This is a genomic window from Tateyamaria sp. 7Alg 36 (genome assembly GCF_059882455.1).
Genome location: NZ_CM187613.1, coordinates 1,922,274 through 1,937,488, shown reverse-complemented (window position 1 = coordinate 1,937,488; position 15,215 = coordinate 1,922,274). Strand labels below are relative to the sequence as shown.

At 61.6% G+C, this 15,215-nt stretch carries 14 protein-coding genes; 6 read left to right on the top strand and 8 right to left on the bottom strand.

Going from position 1 to position 15,215, the window contains the following annotated elements:
• The first annotated feature begins 27 nt into the window (after positions 1-27).
• From AC6GQJ_RS09570 to AC6GQJ_RS09550, 5 genes are all read left to right on the top strand, one after another.
• Positions 28-3,108 (top strand): ABC transporter transmembrane domain-containing protein, encoded by a 3,081-nt coding sequence (locus AC6GQJ_RS09570; protein WP_500767648.1) that lies wholly within the window; start codon positions 28-30, stop codon positions 3,106-3,108.
• Positions 3,105-4,010 (top strand): CPBP family intramembrane glutamic endopeptidase, encoded by a 906-nt coding sequence (locus tag AC6GQJ_RS09565; RefSeq protein ID WP_500767647.1) that lies wholly within the window; start codon positions 3,105-3,107, stop codon positions 4,008-4,010. The genes AC6GQJ_RS09570 and AC6GQJ_RS09565 overlap by 4 nt, the downstream gene beginning before the upstream one ends.
• Positions 4,011-4,067: 57 nt before the next feature.
• A complete protein-coding gene (gene accD, locus AC6GQJ_RS09560) occupies positions 4,068-5,003 on the top strand; it encodes an acetyl-CoA carboxylase, carboxyltransferase subunit beta (RefSeq protein ID WP_500767646.1) in 936 nt (311 codons plus the stop codon).
• Positions 5,000-6,280, top strand: a complete 1,281-nt coding sequence (locus tag AC6GQJ_RS09555; RefSeq protein ID WP_500767645.1) for a bifunctional folylpolyglutamate synthase/dihydrofolate synthase — start codon at positions 5,000-5,002, stop codon at positions 6,278-6,280. The genes accD and AC6GQJ_RS09555 overlap by 4 nt, the downstream gene beginning before the upstream one ends.
• Positions 6,281-6,444: 164 nt before the next feature.
• A complete protein-coding gene (locus AC6GQJ_RS09550; protein ID WP_500767644.1) occupies positions 6,445-6,981 on the top strand; it encodes a hypothetical protein in 537 nt (178 codons plus the stop codon).
• On the opposite strand, the gene zapE is transcribed toward AC6GQJ_RS09550, so the two are convergent.
• Positions 6,978-8,045 (bottom strand): cell division protein ZapE, encoded by a 1,068-nt coding sequence (zapE, locus tag AC6GQJ_RS09545; RefSeq protein WP_500767643.1) that lies wholly within the window; start codon positions 8,043-8,045, stop codon positions 6,978-6,980. The two genes, AC6GQJ_RS09550 and zapE, sit on opposite strands and share 4 nt — an antisense overlap.
• Before the next feature lie 138 nt (positions 8,046-8,183).
• Between zapE and AC6GQJ_RS09540 the strand changes: the two genes are divergently transcribed.
• Positions 8,184-9,425: an MFS transporter gene (locus AC6GQJ_RS09540; RefSeq protein WP_500767642.1), complete on the top strand. Its 1,242-nt coding sequence runs from the start codon at positions 8,184-8,186 to the stop codon at positions 9,423-9,425.
• On the opposite strand, the gene AC6GQJ_RS09535 is transcribed toward AC6GQJ_RS09540, so the two are convergent.
• The 7 genes from AC6GQJ_RS09535 to mbfA form a co-directional block, all read right to left on the bottom strand.
• On the bottom strand, positions 9,422-10,333 hold the full coding sequence (locus tag AC6GQJ_RS09535) for an alpha/beta fold hydrolase (RefSeq protein ID WP_500767641.1): 912 nt from the start codon (positions 10,331-10,333) through the stop codon (positions 9,422-9,424). The genes AC6GQJ_RS09540 and AC6GQJ_RS09535 overlap by 4 nt on opposite strands.
• Complete coding sequence (locus AC6GQJ_RS09530) at positions 10,333-11,244, bottom strand: ornithine cyclodeaminase family protein (protein ID WP_500767640.1); 912 nt, start codon at positions 11,242-11,244, stop codon at positions 10,333-10,335. The genes AC6GQJ_RS09535 and AC6GQJ_RS09530 overlap by 1 nt, the downstream gene beginning before the upstream one ends.
• The gene (locus tag AC6GQJ_RS09525; protein ID WP_500767639.1) at positions 11,241-11,861 is read right to left on the bottom strand and encodes an HAD family hydrolase; all 621 of its coding nucleotides are present in this window, start codon (positions 11,859-11,861) and stop codon (positions 11,241-11,243) included. Before AC6GQJ_RS09525 ends, AC6GQJ_RS09530 begins: the two co-directional genes overlap by 4 nt.
• Positions 11,858-12,307 carry a YaiI/YqxD family protein gene (locus AC6GQJ_RS09520; protein ID WP_500767638.1) on the bottom strand — a complete coding sequence of 150 codons (450 nt, stop codon included), beginning with the start codon at positions 12,305-12,307 and terminating at the stop codon, positions 11,858-11,860. Before AC6GQJ_RS09520 ends, AC6GQJ_RS09525 begins: the two co-directional genes overlap by 4 nt.
• On the bottom strand, positions 12,304-13,134 hold the full coding sequence (fghA, locus tag AC6GQJ_RS09515) for an S-formylglutathione hydrolase (RefSeq protein ID WP_500767637.1): 831 nt from the start codon (positions 13,132-13,134) through the stop codon (positions 12,304-12,306). The genes AC6GQJ_RS09520 and fghA overlap by 4 nt, the downstream gene beginning before the upstream one ends.
• A gap of 115 nt (positions 13,135-13,249) precedes the next feature.
• Positions 13,250-14,173, bottom strand: a complete 924-nt coding sequence (locus AC6GQJ_RS09510) for an AEC family transporter (RefSeq protein WP_500767636.1) — start codon at positions 14,171-14,173, stop codon at positions 13,250-13,252.
• A 29-nt stretch (positions 14,174-14,202) separates the two neighbouring features.
• Positions 14,203-15,177 (bottom strand): iron exporter MbfA, encoded by a 975-nt coding sequence (gene mbfA, locus AC6GQJ_RS09505; RefSeq protein WP_500767635.1) that lies wholly within the window; start codon positions 15,175-15,177, stop codon positions 14,203-14,205.
• Between the last annotated feature and the right edge of the window lie 38 nt (positions 15,178-15,215).

Here is a 15,215-nt window from a genome sequence, read left to right as displayed (position 1 = left end):
TGGGTGCGTTGGATCAGGGCAGGTTGCATGGACAAAAGCCTTTTCGCTTTCATCTGGAAGCATTCGAAAAGAGACCAGCTTTTGCTGCTTGCGCTCACGCTGGTGACGTTTCCGTTTCTCTACGCCACGCTGGAACTGCCCAAGCGGATCATCAACGACGCGATCGGTGCCAATTCCGATGCGATTGATGTGTTCGGTTTCGAACTGACCCAAATCCAGTTCCTGCTGGCGCTTTGTCTTGGCTATCTTGGGGCGGTCATTGCGCACGGGCTGCTGAAAATGCGCCTGAACACGATGAAAGGCGTCACTGCCGAGCGGTTGTTGCGGCGGTTCCGCTATTCCCTCATTGCACGCATGTTGCGGTTTCCGCGCAGCTATTTCCGTTCGACCAGTCAGGGCGAACTGGTCAGCATGGTAACTTCAGAGGCCGAGCCGATGGGCGGGCTGATGGGCGATATGGTGGCCCAGCCGGTGTTTCAGGCCGGTCAGATGCTTATCATTCTGGTGTTCCTGTTCATCCAGTCGTTCTGGTTCGGGCTGGCCGGTGTTGCGCTGATCCCCTTGCAGGCGTGGCTGATCCCGATGCTGCAACGCCGGATCAATCTGCTGAACAAAGAGCGGATCAAGGAGATGCGCGCCTTTAGTTCGGAAATCGGCGAAAGTGCCGCGGGCATTTCCGACCTGCGCACCAATGGCGGCCTGCGCTATCGGCTGGCACAGTTCACCGACCGTTTGGGTCGGTTGTTCCTGATCCGCTTCCAGATCTATCAGAAAAAGTTCTTTATGAAGTTTCTTAATAACTTCATCACGCAACTGACGCCGTTCTTTTTCTATCTGGTGGGCGGCTATCTGGCCATTCGCGGCGACATCACAGTGGGCGCCTTGGTGGCGGCGCTGGCAGCCTACAAAGATCTTTCCAGCCCGTGGAAAGAACTGTTGATGTATTACAACCAGACACAGGACATGGCCGTGCGCTGGGATGTGGTGACTGAACGTTTTGGCCCCAGCGATATGATCGACGCGTCCCTGTTTGATGGCGAACCCGAAGAAACCCCGCATTTGCGCGGCGACATCGTGCTAAGCAAGGCAACCGTGCGCAATGCGGACAACAATGTGGTGCTCGACAATATCGACCTGGCCATTCCCAAAGGCGCGCGTGTGGCCATTCAGGCCCGCAACCAGACCGAGCGCACCGCTTTTGCCGAACTCTTGACCCGAGAGGTGCTGCCCGCACGCGGTAAGGTCGAGATCGCGGGATATGATCTGTCCGAACTGCATCAGGCGGTGATCGCTGCGCGTATCGGTTTTGCCCATTCGCGCCCCTACCTGTTTGACGGCACGCTGGGGTCCAACCTGTTGATGCCGCTGATGACCAGCCCGAAAACGGTCCCATGGAACGTGACGGGGCGCGACAAGATTCAGACCGAGGCCGCGCGCGCCGGTAACAGCAGTGACCGCATTGACGCCGATTGGGTCGACCCCGAACTGGCGGGACTGACCAGCATCGACGACATCCGCAAATGGTGGTTCGAACTGGTGCAGGCGATGGGCATTGATGAATTCATGTTCCGCCGCATGCTGACCAGCCGTATGGACCCCGAACAGCATCCCGAACTGGCCAAGGCCATCGTCGCCCTGCGCCCCAAAGTCGAAGAACGCCTTCGCGAAAATGATGTGCTGGATTCGGTTTACCGGTTTGACCCCGAAGAATTTAACCCCGCCGTGCCGCTGGGGGGGAACCTTCTGTTCGCCACGCCCAAACAGATGATCAGTCAGGAAGGGCTCGCCGCCAACGCGGCCTTCATGGACATGATCTTTGACAACGGGTTGGCGGAAAAGGGCATCGCGATCTCGCAAACCCTGATCGAAACCCTGCACCAGACCTTTGGCATGGACGGCACGGGCCATCCGCTGTTCACCGCGCTGAACATCAAGGAAGATCTCTACGAACGGCTGGTGGACATCTCGAACCGCCGCCGCGACAGCGGGGACATTGCCCTTACGGACGAGGAATTCGCGCTGCTGCTGACGGTGCCTTTTGCCTTTACCGCAGAACAGATTGGCCCCGCCTTTCCCGACAGTTTCAAAGAGGAAATCGTCAACATCCGCAAAACCCGTGGCGAAACGCTGCGCGAACAGACCAAGGAATTCTTCATCCCCGTCGATCCCGACCGGTACCTGCCGCGCCTAAGCCTGCTGGAAAACGCGCTTTATGGTCGGGTGTCCATGGTGGCGGGCATCAAGGGTGATTTGATCGAGGATATCGTCGCCGACCTTATGACCGAGGAAGGCCTGCGCCGCCTTGTGGCCGAAACGGTGTTCGATATCCCGACGGGGCTGGGTGGCACGAACCTGCCCACCATCTTCCACGAACGCGCGGCTTTTTCGCGGGCGGCGATCAAGCGGCCCGATATCCTTGTGCTCGACTGTGCGCTTGCCAGCCACGACGCCGAGGCGCGCCGTAAGACCCGCGATGCGCTGCGCGACCTGCTGCCCGATGCGACGCTGATCTTCCTCGAAGAGGACTTCCAGAACCCCGACGCCTATGACCTGTTCGTCGAGTTGAAAGACGGGCGCATCGACGGTGTGCAATCGGTCGAGGAAGAGGACGAGGGCGGCGACCTCAGCCGCAAGCTGCGCGTGATTTCCCGCACCGACCTGTTTGCCAAGATCAGCACACGCAACCAGCGCCTGCTTGCCTTTGCCGCGCAATGGTACACCGCCACCGAGGGGCAGCGCATATTCTCCATGAACGAAAAGCCGGACGCGGCCTATCTGTGCGTATCGGGCACTGCGGTTCTCAGCTATGATGGCGAGGACGGTAAGGATCGTGTGGTGACGACGGTTGAGCCGGGTCGGTTGATCGGCGATCTGGCTATCATCCTTGATGATCCGCGTTCGATGAACCTGACGGCCACCTCTGACGCTAAATTCCTGCGCATCGGGGCGAATGAATTCCGCTCGGTCCTCGAAAATGACAGCACCGTCCTGATGGGCCTGCTGCAAACCGTGGCCACCCACCTGACCGGCGCGGCAGAGATTATGCGCAGGGCCAACATCTCTATCCCGCAGGACGAGGGGCCGCCAGCCCCACCCATCGACGAATGAGTGTTTGGTCCTTTGACTACCGCCCCCATGCGGCGTTCTTTGCGCCCGCGTTGGCGGCGCGGCAAATCTGGCGGCTATGCCTTGGGATGGTGCTGGGTGCAGCGCTGTTTCTGGCCCTCGGGCAATTGGTGTTCGGCAGCCTGTTCCAGATCCTCGACCCGTCGCTGGTAAGCGCGATTGTCGCGGATGGCAACGCAGGCCAGACGGCGGCAGGCATGTTCGTCATCCTGTTCCAGTTGGGCTTGCTGAGTGTTGCAGCCGCACTTGTGGTGATGATGGTGCACAAACGCGCGCCATGGACCCTGATCGGGGATCCGGCCCTTGCGCTGCGCCAGTTCACCCGCGTCGCGGTGGCCACGGTTGCCCTGACGGCGGTGATCTGGGCGCTGCCGCCTTATGACATGGGCGCGCCCTTGCGCCAGAACATGGGCGTCGGGCGGTGGCTGTTCCTGTTGCCCTTTGCGTTGGTGGCAGTGCTGGTGCAGACCAGCGCCGAAGAGATTTTCTTTCGCGGCTACATCCAGCAGCAGCTTGCCGCGCGGTTCAATTCGCCGCTGGTGTGGATGCTGGCCCCTGCGGCCCTGTTCGGCATCGGCCATTATCTGCCGGAAAGCGCGGGCAGCAATGCGTGGACGATCACCTTGTGGGCGACGCTGTTCGGCGTGCTGATGGCGGACCTTACAGCGCGGTCCGGCACGCTTGGCCCTGCGATGGCGGTGCATTTCGTCAACAACCTGTCGGCCATGGTCCTGACCAGCGTACCGGATGAAATGTCGGGCCTTGCGCTGTACCTGCTGCCGTTCGGCCTTCAGGACGAGGCGCAGATGGCGGCGTGGTTGCCGGTGGACTTCGGTTTCATGCTGGTCAGCTGGCTTGTGGCGCGGCTTGCCATCAGGGCCTGATTGCAATTGCAGGTTCACAGGATTATCTGGGGATAAACGCCCCAGCAGGAAGACCCCATGAACTGGATCAGCAATTACGTCCGCCCGCGCATCAATTCGATCTTCTCGCGCCGCGAGACGCCTGACAATCTTTGGACCAAGTGCGACGAATGCGGAACCATGCTGTTCCACCGCGAACTCAGCGACAACCTGAACGTCTGCACGAACTGCAACCACCACATGGCGATCACTCCGCGGGACCGTTTCAAGGCCTTGTTTGACGGCGGTATCTTTACCGAAGTGGCAGTGCCTGCGCCTGTTGCCGACCCGCTGCATTTCCGCGACCAGAAGAAATATCCCGACCGGATGCGCGCCGCGCAAAAGGCGACCGGAGAGGCCGAGGCGATGCTGGTCGCCGCCGGTGAAATCGGGCGCACGCCGATCATCGCTGCGGGTCAGGATTTCAGCTTTATGGCCGGATCCATGGGCATGTATGTCGGCAACGCGATTATCGCCGCCGCGCAAGAGGCGGTAAAGCTCAAGCGCCCGCTGGTGCTGTTCTCGGCTGCTGGTGGTGCGCGGATGCAAGAAGGTATCCTGAGCCTGATGCAAATGCCGCGGTCGACCGTGGCCATCGAAATGCTGAAAGAGGCGGGGCTGCCCTATATCGTGGTTCTGACCCACCCGACCACGGGCGGTGTCACGGCCAGCTATGCCATGTTGGGCGATGTGCATATTGCCGAACCCAATGCGCTGATCTGCTTTGCCGGACCGCGTGTGATCGAACAGACGATCCGCGAAAAGCTGCCCGAAGGGTTCCAGCGCGCCGAATACCTGCTGGATCACGGGATGCTGGACCGCGTGACCAACCGCACCAAGATGCGCGAAGAGTTGATCACCATCACGCGTATGCTAATGGGCCTGCCTCCTGCGGTTTCCGGTGACCTTCCTGCGCCGACGGCGGATCAGGAAACACCCGCCGGTGCCACAGGTGACGACGCCCCCAAACCATGACAACCCAGACATCCGACGCCATCCTCGCACGGATGATGGCGCTGCATCCCAAGGTCATCGACCTGACGCTGGACCGTATGTGGCGCTTGCTTAATGCGTTGGGCAATCCGCAGAACGACCTGCCGCCCGTGATCCATATCGCGGGCACCAACGGCAAGGGATCGACACAGGCCATGATCCGCGCGGGGCTAGAGGCCGAAGGCCACCGCGTACACGCCTATACCTCGCCCCATCTGGCGCGATTCCACGAACGTATCCGGCTGGCGGGCACCTTGGTCACCGAACCGGACCTCATGGCGCTGCTGGACGAATGTTACGAGGCGAATGGCGGCGCCGACATCACCTATTTCGAGATTACGACCTGCGCGGCCCTGTTGGGCTTTGCCCGCACCCCAGCCGATTACACTTTGCTTGAGGTGGGTCTTGGCGGGCGTCTGGATGCGACCAATGTGGTGGATCACCCCGCGTTGACGGTCATCACGCCAGTGTCGATGGATCACGAGGCGTTCCTTGGCAACACGCTGGCCGCCATCGCGGGCGAAAAGGCGGGGATCATCAAGCGCGGCGTGCCTGTGATCGTTGGTCCGCAGGCGGACGATGGGTTGGACGTGATTGAGGCGCAGGCCGCCCGCCTTGGTGCGCCCGTGCTGGCCTATGGGCAGCATTGGCATGCCGCGCCCGAACGCGACGGCATGATCTATCAGGACGAGACCGGATTGCTGGACCTCCCACGCCCCGTCCTGCCCGGGGTTCACCAGATACAGAACGCGGGCATGGCGCTGGCCGCGCTGCGCCATCTGGGCTGCGGCGAGGATGCCTGTACCGCGGCTGTCACCAAGGCTTCGTGGCCCGCCCGTATGCAGCGTTTGCGCAGCGGCCCGCTTGTCGACATCGCGGACGCCTCTGGTGCTGAGCTGTGGCTGGACGGCGGGCACAATCCCGCGGCGGGGCAGGCTTTGGCCTCGGTCCTGCGCAGTCTGCCTGAACGACCGACGTACCTGATCTGTGGCATGTTGAACACCAAGGACGTGCGCGGCTACCTCGCGCCCCTTGCCGACGTGGCGGCGGGTCTGACAGCGGTGTCCATTCCGGGCGAGGCGAATACGCTAAGCTCCGATGACACTGCCCAAGCAGCGCAGGACGTAGGGTTCGCGGCGCAAACGGCGCAGGACACAGAATCGGCGCTGGCCGGTATTCTCGAAACCACGCCACATGCGCGGGTTCTCATCTGCGGATCGCTGTATCTTGCAGGCTCAGTGTTGCGCAAAAACGCCTGATCGCGAAAACCACACCCGTTCCACCCCTAGGTTCAGCCACATCATGTTGACGCTGAGAAATTCGCGTTGCTACATATAGGTGTATTTTAAGACCTGCGGTGAAATTTAAGTGCGCGGGGGACGTGTGGGGGCACAGTATGGTTTCAGGCAAAAGTGACTGGCATATGCCGGACGATATGCGCGCGGTCTCGAACCGGCGCGGCACATCCAACATCACAATCCTGCTTATCGCCTCGGCGCTGTTACTGGTCGCCATCGGTGTAATCGCCATGCTGCCCGAGGCGCGACAGGCCGATCCTGCCGACCTTGCCACCACTGCGCCTGCCCAGAACGAAGAGGCCGTGACGCGGGTTGATACGACCTTGCTGAATCTCAACGAAGTGTCGGCATCCCAAGCGGTCAGCCAGCAGTTGCGCCAGCCGATCCGCCTTACCGATTCCAATGCCAACCGCAGCGACCTGCGCAAGCTGACTGCCGCTGTCCTGTCGGATTTCGGGCATCAATCCCCTCCGGGGGACCGCTTGCTACACTTGCTGGTCCAAGCGTTGAGCGAAGGCCAATCCAATGCCTATATCGACGCGCTTTTGAACACTGCTGCCGCGCGCGGTGACTTTACTGCGCCGCGCCAGTTGCTGACCGCGTCGGGGCGCCTGGACACGGAAACGCTGCTGACGGCTTTGGTGCGGCAGGCGCAGATCTAGGCCTGCGCCGTCGCGGCCCAATCGTCGCTTTGCATCTCGCGCAGGCGCGAGGCGGTGCGTTCGAATTCGAACGTGCCTTCCCCTTCAAGGTACAGTGATTCAGGCAAGGCCGCCGCCGAACAGATCAGCCGCACCCGCGCTTCGTAAAGCGCGTCGATCAGGGTGACAAAGCGCTTGGCTTCGTTGAAATTACTGCGCGACAGGCACGGGATGTCATCCAGCATCAGCACGCGGCACGCCTCGGCCACGGCAAGGAAATCACCTGGCCCCAGCGGTTTGGCGCAAAAGTCGTAAAAGCTGGCGCGCCCGATGCCGTTGCGGAATTTCGGGATGGTGACGGTGCGGCCGGTGACCGGAATGTTCAGCGGTTCGGCATCGCCGCCTGACAGATCGTTCCAGATCGCGTCCATCTGTTCGCGCGCCTTCGCCCCGAGGGGGGTGAAATAGGTCGGACTGCCCGACAGCCTGTCTTGACGGTAATCGGTTGGTGAGGCGAGTTCCCGCACCACCATCTTTTCTTTCAGCAACTCGATGAAGGGGACAAAAATCTCGCGGTTCAGCCCGTTTTTGTACAGATCGTCCGGTATCCGGTTCGACGTGGTCACCACCACGACGCCGGCGGCAAACAGCGCCTCGAACAGTCGCCCCACGATCATCGCGTCGGTGATGTCGCTGATCTGCATCTCGTCAAAGGCCAGCAACCGAACCGAGGCCGCAACATCCGCGGCAACGGGCGCGATGGCATCATCGACGCCGCTTTTACGGGCGATGTGCATGGCGGCGTGGATTTCCTGCATGAAGGCGTGGAAGTGGACGCGGCGGGCGGGCACCTCGACATGAGAGACGAAGAAATCCATCAGCATGGATTTCCCCCGCCCGACACCGCCCCACAGGTACAACCCCTTGGGCGGTTCGGGCGCGCGCCGGAACAAGCCGCGTTTCACAGGCACGGCCAGGGCCGCCCTGATCCGTTCGAATTCGGGCAGCACGGCCTCTTGCGCGTCGTCGCGTTTCAGCGTGCCGGACGCCACCAGTGCGTCATATGCCTGTATCAAGTCTGTCATACATACTGTCCTATCGCGCCCGCGATTGCGTGAAAAGCGCCTGATCCATTCCAAAACGTGGACCATGGGCAAAAAATGATGATTTGATCGCGTGACGGCGCTGGCGCATACCTTCCGCCAATTGACCGGAGATCACATATGCCCACCCGCACGTCCATTTTTACGCCCGTCCTGATCGTGGGTTGCGTCATCATCATGGTCAGCTTTGCCGTGCGCGCATCGTTCGGGGTTTTCCAGATTCCGGTGGCCGAAGAATTCGGCTGGCTGCGGTCGGAATTCTCGCTGGCGATTGCGATCCAGAACCTTGCTTGGGGCGTCGGCCAGCCGATTTTTGGCGCGATTGCCGAAAAGATTGGTGACCGCAAAGCGATTGTTATGGGCGCGCTGGTCTATGCGGCGGGCATGGTGCTGTCGGCCTATTCTACCACGCCGCTGGAACATCAGGCCTATGCATGGCTGGTGGGTTTCGGCATTGCGGGCACGGGGTTCGGCGTCATTCTGGCCGTGGTGGGGCGTGCGTCAAGCGACGACAACCGCTCGATGAGCCTTGCGATTGCCACTGCCGCAGGGTCCGCAGGGCAGGTGTTCGGCGCGCCGGTGGCCGAGTTCCTGCTAACGATGACCAGTTGGCAGAACGTGTTTCTGATTTTTGCGGGCGTGATCCTTGCGCTGATCCTGACGCTGCCCCTGATGCGCGCACCTGCCACCGCTTCCAAGGCCGAGCTTGAGGAATCCCTCGGCGCGATCTTGATCAAAGCGGCGCGCGATCCGTCCTTTTCGCTGATCTTTCTGGGGTTCTTTTCCTGCGGCTATCAACTGGCCTTTGTCACCGCGCATTTCCCCGCCTTCGTGACCGAGGTTTGCGGCCCCATCCTGCCGGGCGGGGCGCTGTACAACATCGGCATCACCACCACCTCGGCTTTGGGCGCGGTGTCGATTGCGTTGATCGGGCTGGCCAATATCGCGGGCACCTTGCTGGCCGGTTGGGCGGGCAAGCGGTATTCCAAGAAGTACCTGCTGGCGGGCATTTACACGGGTCGTACCATCATCGCTGCGCTGTTCATCATGTTCCCCATGACGCCCGCGACGGTCATCATCTTCTCTATCGCGATGGGGGCGCTGTGGCTGGCCACGGTGCCACTGACCAGCGGGCTGGTCGCGCATATCTACGGGCTGCGTTACATGGGTACGCTCTACGGGATCGTGTTCTTTTCCCACCAGTTGGGGTCGTTCCTTGGCGTATGGCTGGGTGGGCGGATGTATGACCTTTATGGCTCGTACGAACAGGTCTGGTGGCTTGGCGTCGCCATTGGTGCATTCAGCGCGGTGGTGCATCTGCCGATCCGCGAACGCCCGCTGCCGCGCCCCGTATCGGCCTAGTCCAGCGCGCCACGAATGGCGGCCAGCACTTCGTCGGTATGTGTGTAGGGCAGTCCATGTCCGGCCCCCGCAATGACCGCATGTTGCGCTTGCGGGTTCCAATGCGTCAGCCGGTCCATGCACGCCACGGGAATGACATCATCTGCGTCCCCCCACACGGCCAGCACAGGCACCTGCGCGGCGGCAATCACCTTATGCTGCGCGCCCGTCCGTTTGCGCAGCACGCCGCGCAGACTGGACAGGATCGCGGGGAAATAGCCGCGCCTGTCGGTCTCGGCCTGTTGCAGGGAATTGATTCCCTCGACATGTGTGTGCAGCCCCGCCTCGGCGGCGATTCCTCGGCGCAGGATGAACGGATAGACCAGCAGAAACAGCCAATCGCCGATGACGGGCCAGTCCCGCGCAATGGCAAGCCGCCCGCCTGACAGGTCATGCATTCCGGCAGGGGCCAGCAGGATCAACTGTTTGACCCTGCTTGGGCTGACGGCCGCAAAATGCGCCGCAATCGCCCCGCCCATGGAATAGCCCATGACCACCAGCGGCCCGTCAACACCTTCGTGCACCAACAGATCATCAATCTGGCGCAGAAAGAATTTGGCATCCTGCCGCCCCGCCGCCGTGTCCGACAACCCGCGCCCGTAATGGTCATAGACCAGCACGCGATACCCCATCAGGGCCAGCCCGCCCGCAATACCGCGCCAGACATAGGATGCCGTGGACAGCCCGTGGATACACAGGACGACAGGTCCGTCCTTGGGGCCCATCCATTGATAGTGCGTCCGCCCTTGGGACAGCAGGGCGAACTTGCCGGACGCGTTGCGGCGTGCTTTGTCGGTAATGCCTTTGCGCGTTGCCTCAATGGCCAGCGGAATTGCCACCACGGCCAGTAAAACAAGCGCAGCCCACATCACGCCGCGTCCCACCGATCAAGGATATAGCGGCTGGTCATCAGGTCCAGATGCGCGCCGCCCCCGTTCTTGAACAGCGTGATGTCGTCCTCGGACCGGCGGAATGCGCCAAGGTCATAGTAATCCGCCAACAGGTGATCGCGGGTGATTGTGCCCTGCTCAAGCGGTATCTTCACCTCGCCGATATGGCCCACGGTGGTGTCAAAACTGTCAACAAAGACGCGCGCGGCCAGAAGGGCGGCATCGTCGACCTCGCGCATGTCGGGGCGGTAGGCACCGATCAGGTCGATATGCTGGCCCGCATGCAACCATTCGCCCTTGATCAACGGCTCTGTCGACATGGTGGCGCTGGTGACGATGTCCGCGGCGCGCACGGCACTCTCCAGATCCTCGGCCACTTCTAACCCCGGACAGTCGGCCACCATGGCCTGCGCATTCGGCGCGGTCCGGTTCCATACGCTAAACCGCGCGTCGGGGAAGGCCGCGCTATAGGCCGCGAACAGGGACCGGCCCACAGTGCCGGCACCGACAATCAGGATGTTGCGGCTGTCGGGACGGGCAAGGCGGCGTGCCGCCAGCAGGCTATCACCGGCGGTCTTCCATTTGGTCACCAGATGGAAGTCGATGATCGCCTCAAGCGTGCCGTCGCCATCGGCATACAGGTTGACCCCGCCGTTCACCATCGGCTTGTCCCGCTGCGGGTTGTCGGGAAAGATGGTGGCGGTTTTGACGGCGATGCCCATGCCGTCAATCCATGCGGATCGCGACAGAAGGGTGTCGGGGCTGCGGTACAGGAACGTATCCCCGATCTCGGCCTTGGGCAGGGTGTGGCCCTTGGCCAGCGCATCGGTCAGCCCGATCCAGTCCAGCCGCGCTTCACCTTCCGCAAAGGGAATAACTGGAATGCTCATACTGCTTGCTCCTTGCTTAACAGGCCCTCGGCGACAAGCCGGTCGGCCCATCCCTGCGGGCCTTCGAATAGATGTGTCTTCCAGCCGCGCGCTTCGGCAGCGGCGATGTTGTCGGCGCGATCATCGGTAAAGATCAGGTCGGCCCCAGACAGCCCGCTGGCCTCTTCCACCATGCGATAGATTTTCTCGGCAGGTTTGATAACGCCCATATGCCCCGAGATGAAATCGCGATCAAACTGGCGCAGGAACGGGTAATGTGTCGCGGCGAAATCATAGCTTTGGATGCCAAAATTCGTCAGCGAGAATACGGGCACCCCGTTGCCCTGCAAGGCGGCCATCAGGCGCACCGAATGGTCGATCACAGGGGCCGCCATCTCGATCCAGCGGTCATGCCACATAAGGATTTCGTCGCGCCAGTCGGGGTAGGCCTCGGCGCAGGCATAGATGGTGTCGGTGAAATGTTCGCCCATGTCGACCTTGTCGTTCATGGCGTGCAGGTCCACGGCGGCAAACATCTCGCGGCGGCGCTGTTCGCCGATCACACTGTCGTAAAACCGTTCGGGTTGCCATTCAATCAGCACATTGCCGATGTCGAAAATCACTGCCTTGATGCTCATCTTTGTGCTGCCCTTAGTTCACGTTCCAATGCTTCGAGGAAACGCGATCTGTCCGCCTTGGTAAAGCCTTTGCCGCCGCCCTGACGGAACGGGTCCGCCGCGCGCAGATCGGCCATCAGATCGCGGGTGGCCAGTACGTTGCCGATATTGGCTGCCGTCAACGCCTCGCCATTATGTTTGAGGACACGCGCACCGGCGGCAACGCATTTTGCGGCCAACGGGATGTCGCCGGTAATCACCACATCCCCCTGTCCTGCGCGGACCGCGATCCACATATCCGCCACATCGGGGCCTGCATCCACGATCACGTTCTCGACCAGCGGATTGGCCGACGGACGCAGCCCGCCGTTGCTGACGACCTTCATTGCGATCTTGTGGCGCGTGGCGACCTTTTCCGCCTCGGCTTTGACCGGACAGGCATCCGCATCAATGTACAGCGTCGTCATTGCCACAGCGCTTCGGCATGGAATGTCACGTGATCTTCCATGAAGGTCGAGATGAAGAAATAGGAATGGTCATACCCCGGCTGCATGCGGAACGTGATCTGCTGACGACGCGCCGCTGCCGCTTCGGCCAGTGCCTCTGGCCGCAACAGGTCAAGGAACTGATCCGACGTGCCCGTGTCGATCAGAACGGGGCCCTCAAAACCTTTGTCGCGCATCAGATGGGTGGCATCATGGGCGGACCACAATTCTTCATTGTTCCCCAAATATGCACTGAACTGCTTGCGCCCCCAGTCACTGGCGCACGGGTTTGCGATCGGCGCAAAGGCCGACACCGACCGGAACCGGCTCGGCGCGGACATCGCTATGGTCAGCGCCCCGTGCCCGCCCATCGAATGCCCCGTGATCGACTGGCGCTCCATATCCAGCGCGAAATTCTCGCCCAGCAGGGCGGGCAGTTCGTCCATCACATAATCCCACATGCGGAAATGCGGTGCCCACGGCTTTTCGGTCGCGTTGACATAGAACCCCGCGCCCTTGCCCAGATCATAGGCGTCGTCATCGGCAACATCGTCACCGCGCGGCGAGGTGTCGGGAAAGACCACGGCGATCCCCTGTTGTGCCGCCCATGCCTGCGCGCCGGCCTTGGTCATTGCGTTCTCGTGGGTGCAGGTCAGGCCCGACAGGAACCACAACAGTGGCACGGGGCCGTCCTTGGCTTCGGCAGGCAGGAACAGGCCAAAGGTCATGTCGCATCCGCAAGCGGTGGAGGCGTGGGTGTATACCCCTTGGGTGCCGCCAAAACAGGCGTTCTCGGATTTGGTTTCCATCGGCTTGGTTCCTTTTCTGCTGCTGTGGCAAGCGGTTCTTGTGGCGGGCGCGACGGGTATCTTGCGCGGTCGGCCTACCCTTTGGGCAGGTTTATGCGGCGGGACGGGCGGGGGATCAACTGATCCACGCGATTACAGCGGTAAGGGTTACGACACTCAGCGCGGTCGACACCAGAATGGCCGCCGACACCCGTTGCGGCGCGACGCCGTAGTGCTGCGCCAGCATATAGATGTTTCCGGCCACCGGCATGGCCGCGCTGGCAATAATCATGGACGCTCCGAACGCCTCGACCCGAAAGACGACCAGCGCATAGATCGCGACCGAGATCGGGTGCAACACCAGCTTGCAAAAGCTCAACCAGCCCGCGATCTCGATCCGCTCGGCGGACTTTGCGGCCAGCGATGCGCCGATGGCAAAAAGGGCACCCGGCGTGGCCGCGCCGCCCAGAATGGCGAGGAAATCGTTCACAGGGGCAGGAATCGGGATTTGCAGCCCCGACCATGCGAGCCCCAGTGTCATCGCCACGATCATCGGGTTCTCGACCAGCCCCTTGGCGATGGTGCGCAGGATCGACAGCGACATGCGCCCGTCCCGACCCACAGAAATCAGGATCACGATCAGGCTGGAAAACACGATCAAGTCGGTGGCAAGGACCAGCATGACCGGTCCGATGGCCTGCGGCCCAAACAGCAGCGCCAGCATCGGCAGGCCCAGAAATCCTGCATTGCCGATCACCGCGCATTGCGCCTCGATTGCGCCGGTCTGGATGTCGAGGCCGCGGATACGCGCCACCGCCGTTGCGATCAGGTACACGACCATGGTGCCGCACAGATAGGCCGCCACCAGCTTGCCATCCCAGACCTCGGCCAGTTCCAGATTGGCGGCAAAACGGAAGATCATGGCCGACAGGGCAAAGTAGAACACGAATTTGGTCAGGTAGGCCGTTGCCTCTTGAGTGAAGAAGCGTGTGCGACCCGCCCAGTAACCAAGGCCGATAAGCGCGAAAAAGGGGAGTGTCTTGAACAGGATCGCCAGCATGGCTCAAGCCTTACCGCGCACGCGCGCCGCTATCCACTGCCGATCAGCACTCCGGCGGCAAAAACCAGTGCGCCGCCCACCACGACCTGCAATGTTGCCCGCCAAAACGGCGTGTCCATGTATTTGTTCTGGATCCACGCAATCGCCCACAACTCCACAAAGACCACAAAGATCGCTGTGATCGTCGCGGTCCAGAAGTCGGTGATGAGGTAAGGCAGCGCATGGCCCAACCCGCCCACGGTGGTCATGATACCAGAGGCAAAGCCGCGTTTCGTGGGCGATCCACGACCCGACAATTGTCCGTCATCCGAGGCCGCCTCGGTAAAGCCCATGGAAATGCCTGCCCCGACCGACGCGGCCAGCCCCACCAGAAAGGTGGTCCACGTGTCCTGCGTGGCAAAGGCAACGGCAAAGATGGGTGCAAGCGTTGATACCGACCCGTCCATCAACCCCGCCAAGCCGGGTTGGACATAAGTCAGAATGAACTGGCGGCGGTTCTGGTCGTCCTCGCTTGCGCGGGTGTCGGGGTCAAGATGCGCATCTTCAAGCGCGGTGGCGCGGCGTTCGTGCCCAGCCTCCGCAGCCGCCAGATCACCCAGCAGCGCACGCGTGGCTGCGTCCGTGGAGCGGGCCGCGGCAGCGGTGTAAAAGCGTTCTGCGTCCCGCTCCATCGCTTCGGCCTCGGCGCGGATACGGTCTAGGCCAAGGTTTTCCACCAACCAGACGGGACGGCGCGCATAATAGCCTGAAACATGCTCGCGCCGGATCAGCGGGATTACGTCGCCGAAACGGGTGCGGTAAAGGTCGATCAGGCGCTTGCGGTGCCCGTCTTCCTCGGCAGCCATATCGTCAAAGATCGCCGCACTCGCCGGATAATCGGTGCGCAGGTATTCGCCGTAGGTACGGTAGATGCGGGCGTCGTCCTCCTCGGACGAGATGGCCAGCGCCAGAACCTGTTGTTCCGTCAGATCGTCAAACCGTTTGCGTTGGGTCGTGAACCGCATGGTGTCTTGTCCAGTTTAGAACCGTTCCAAACTATCAT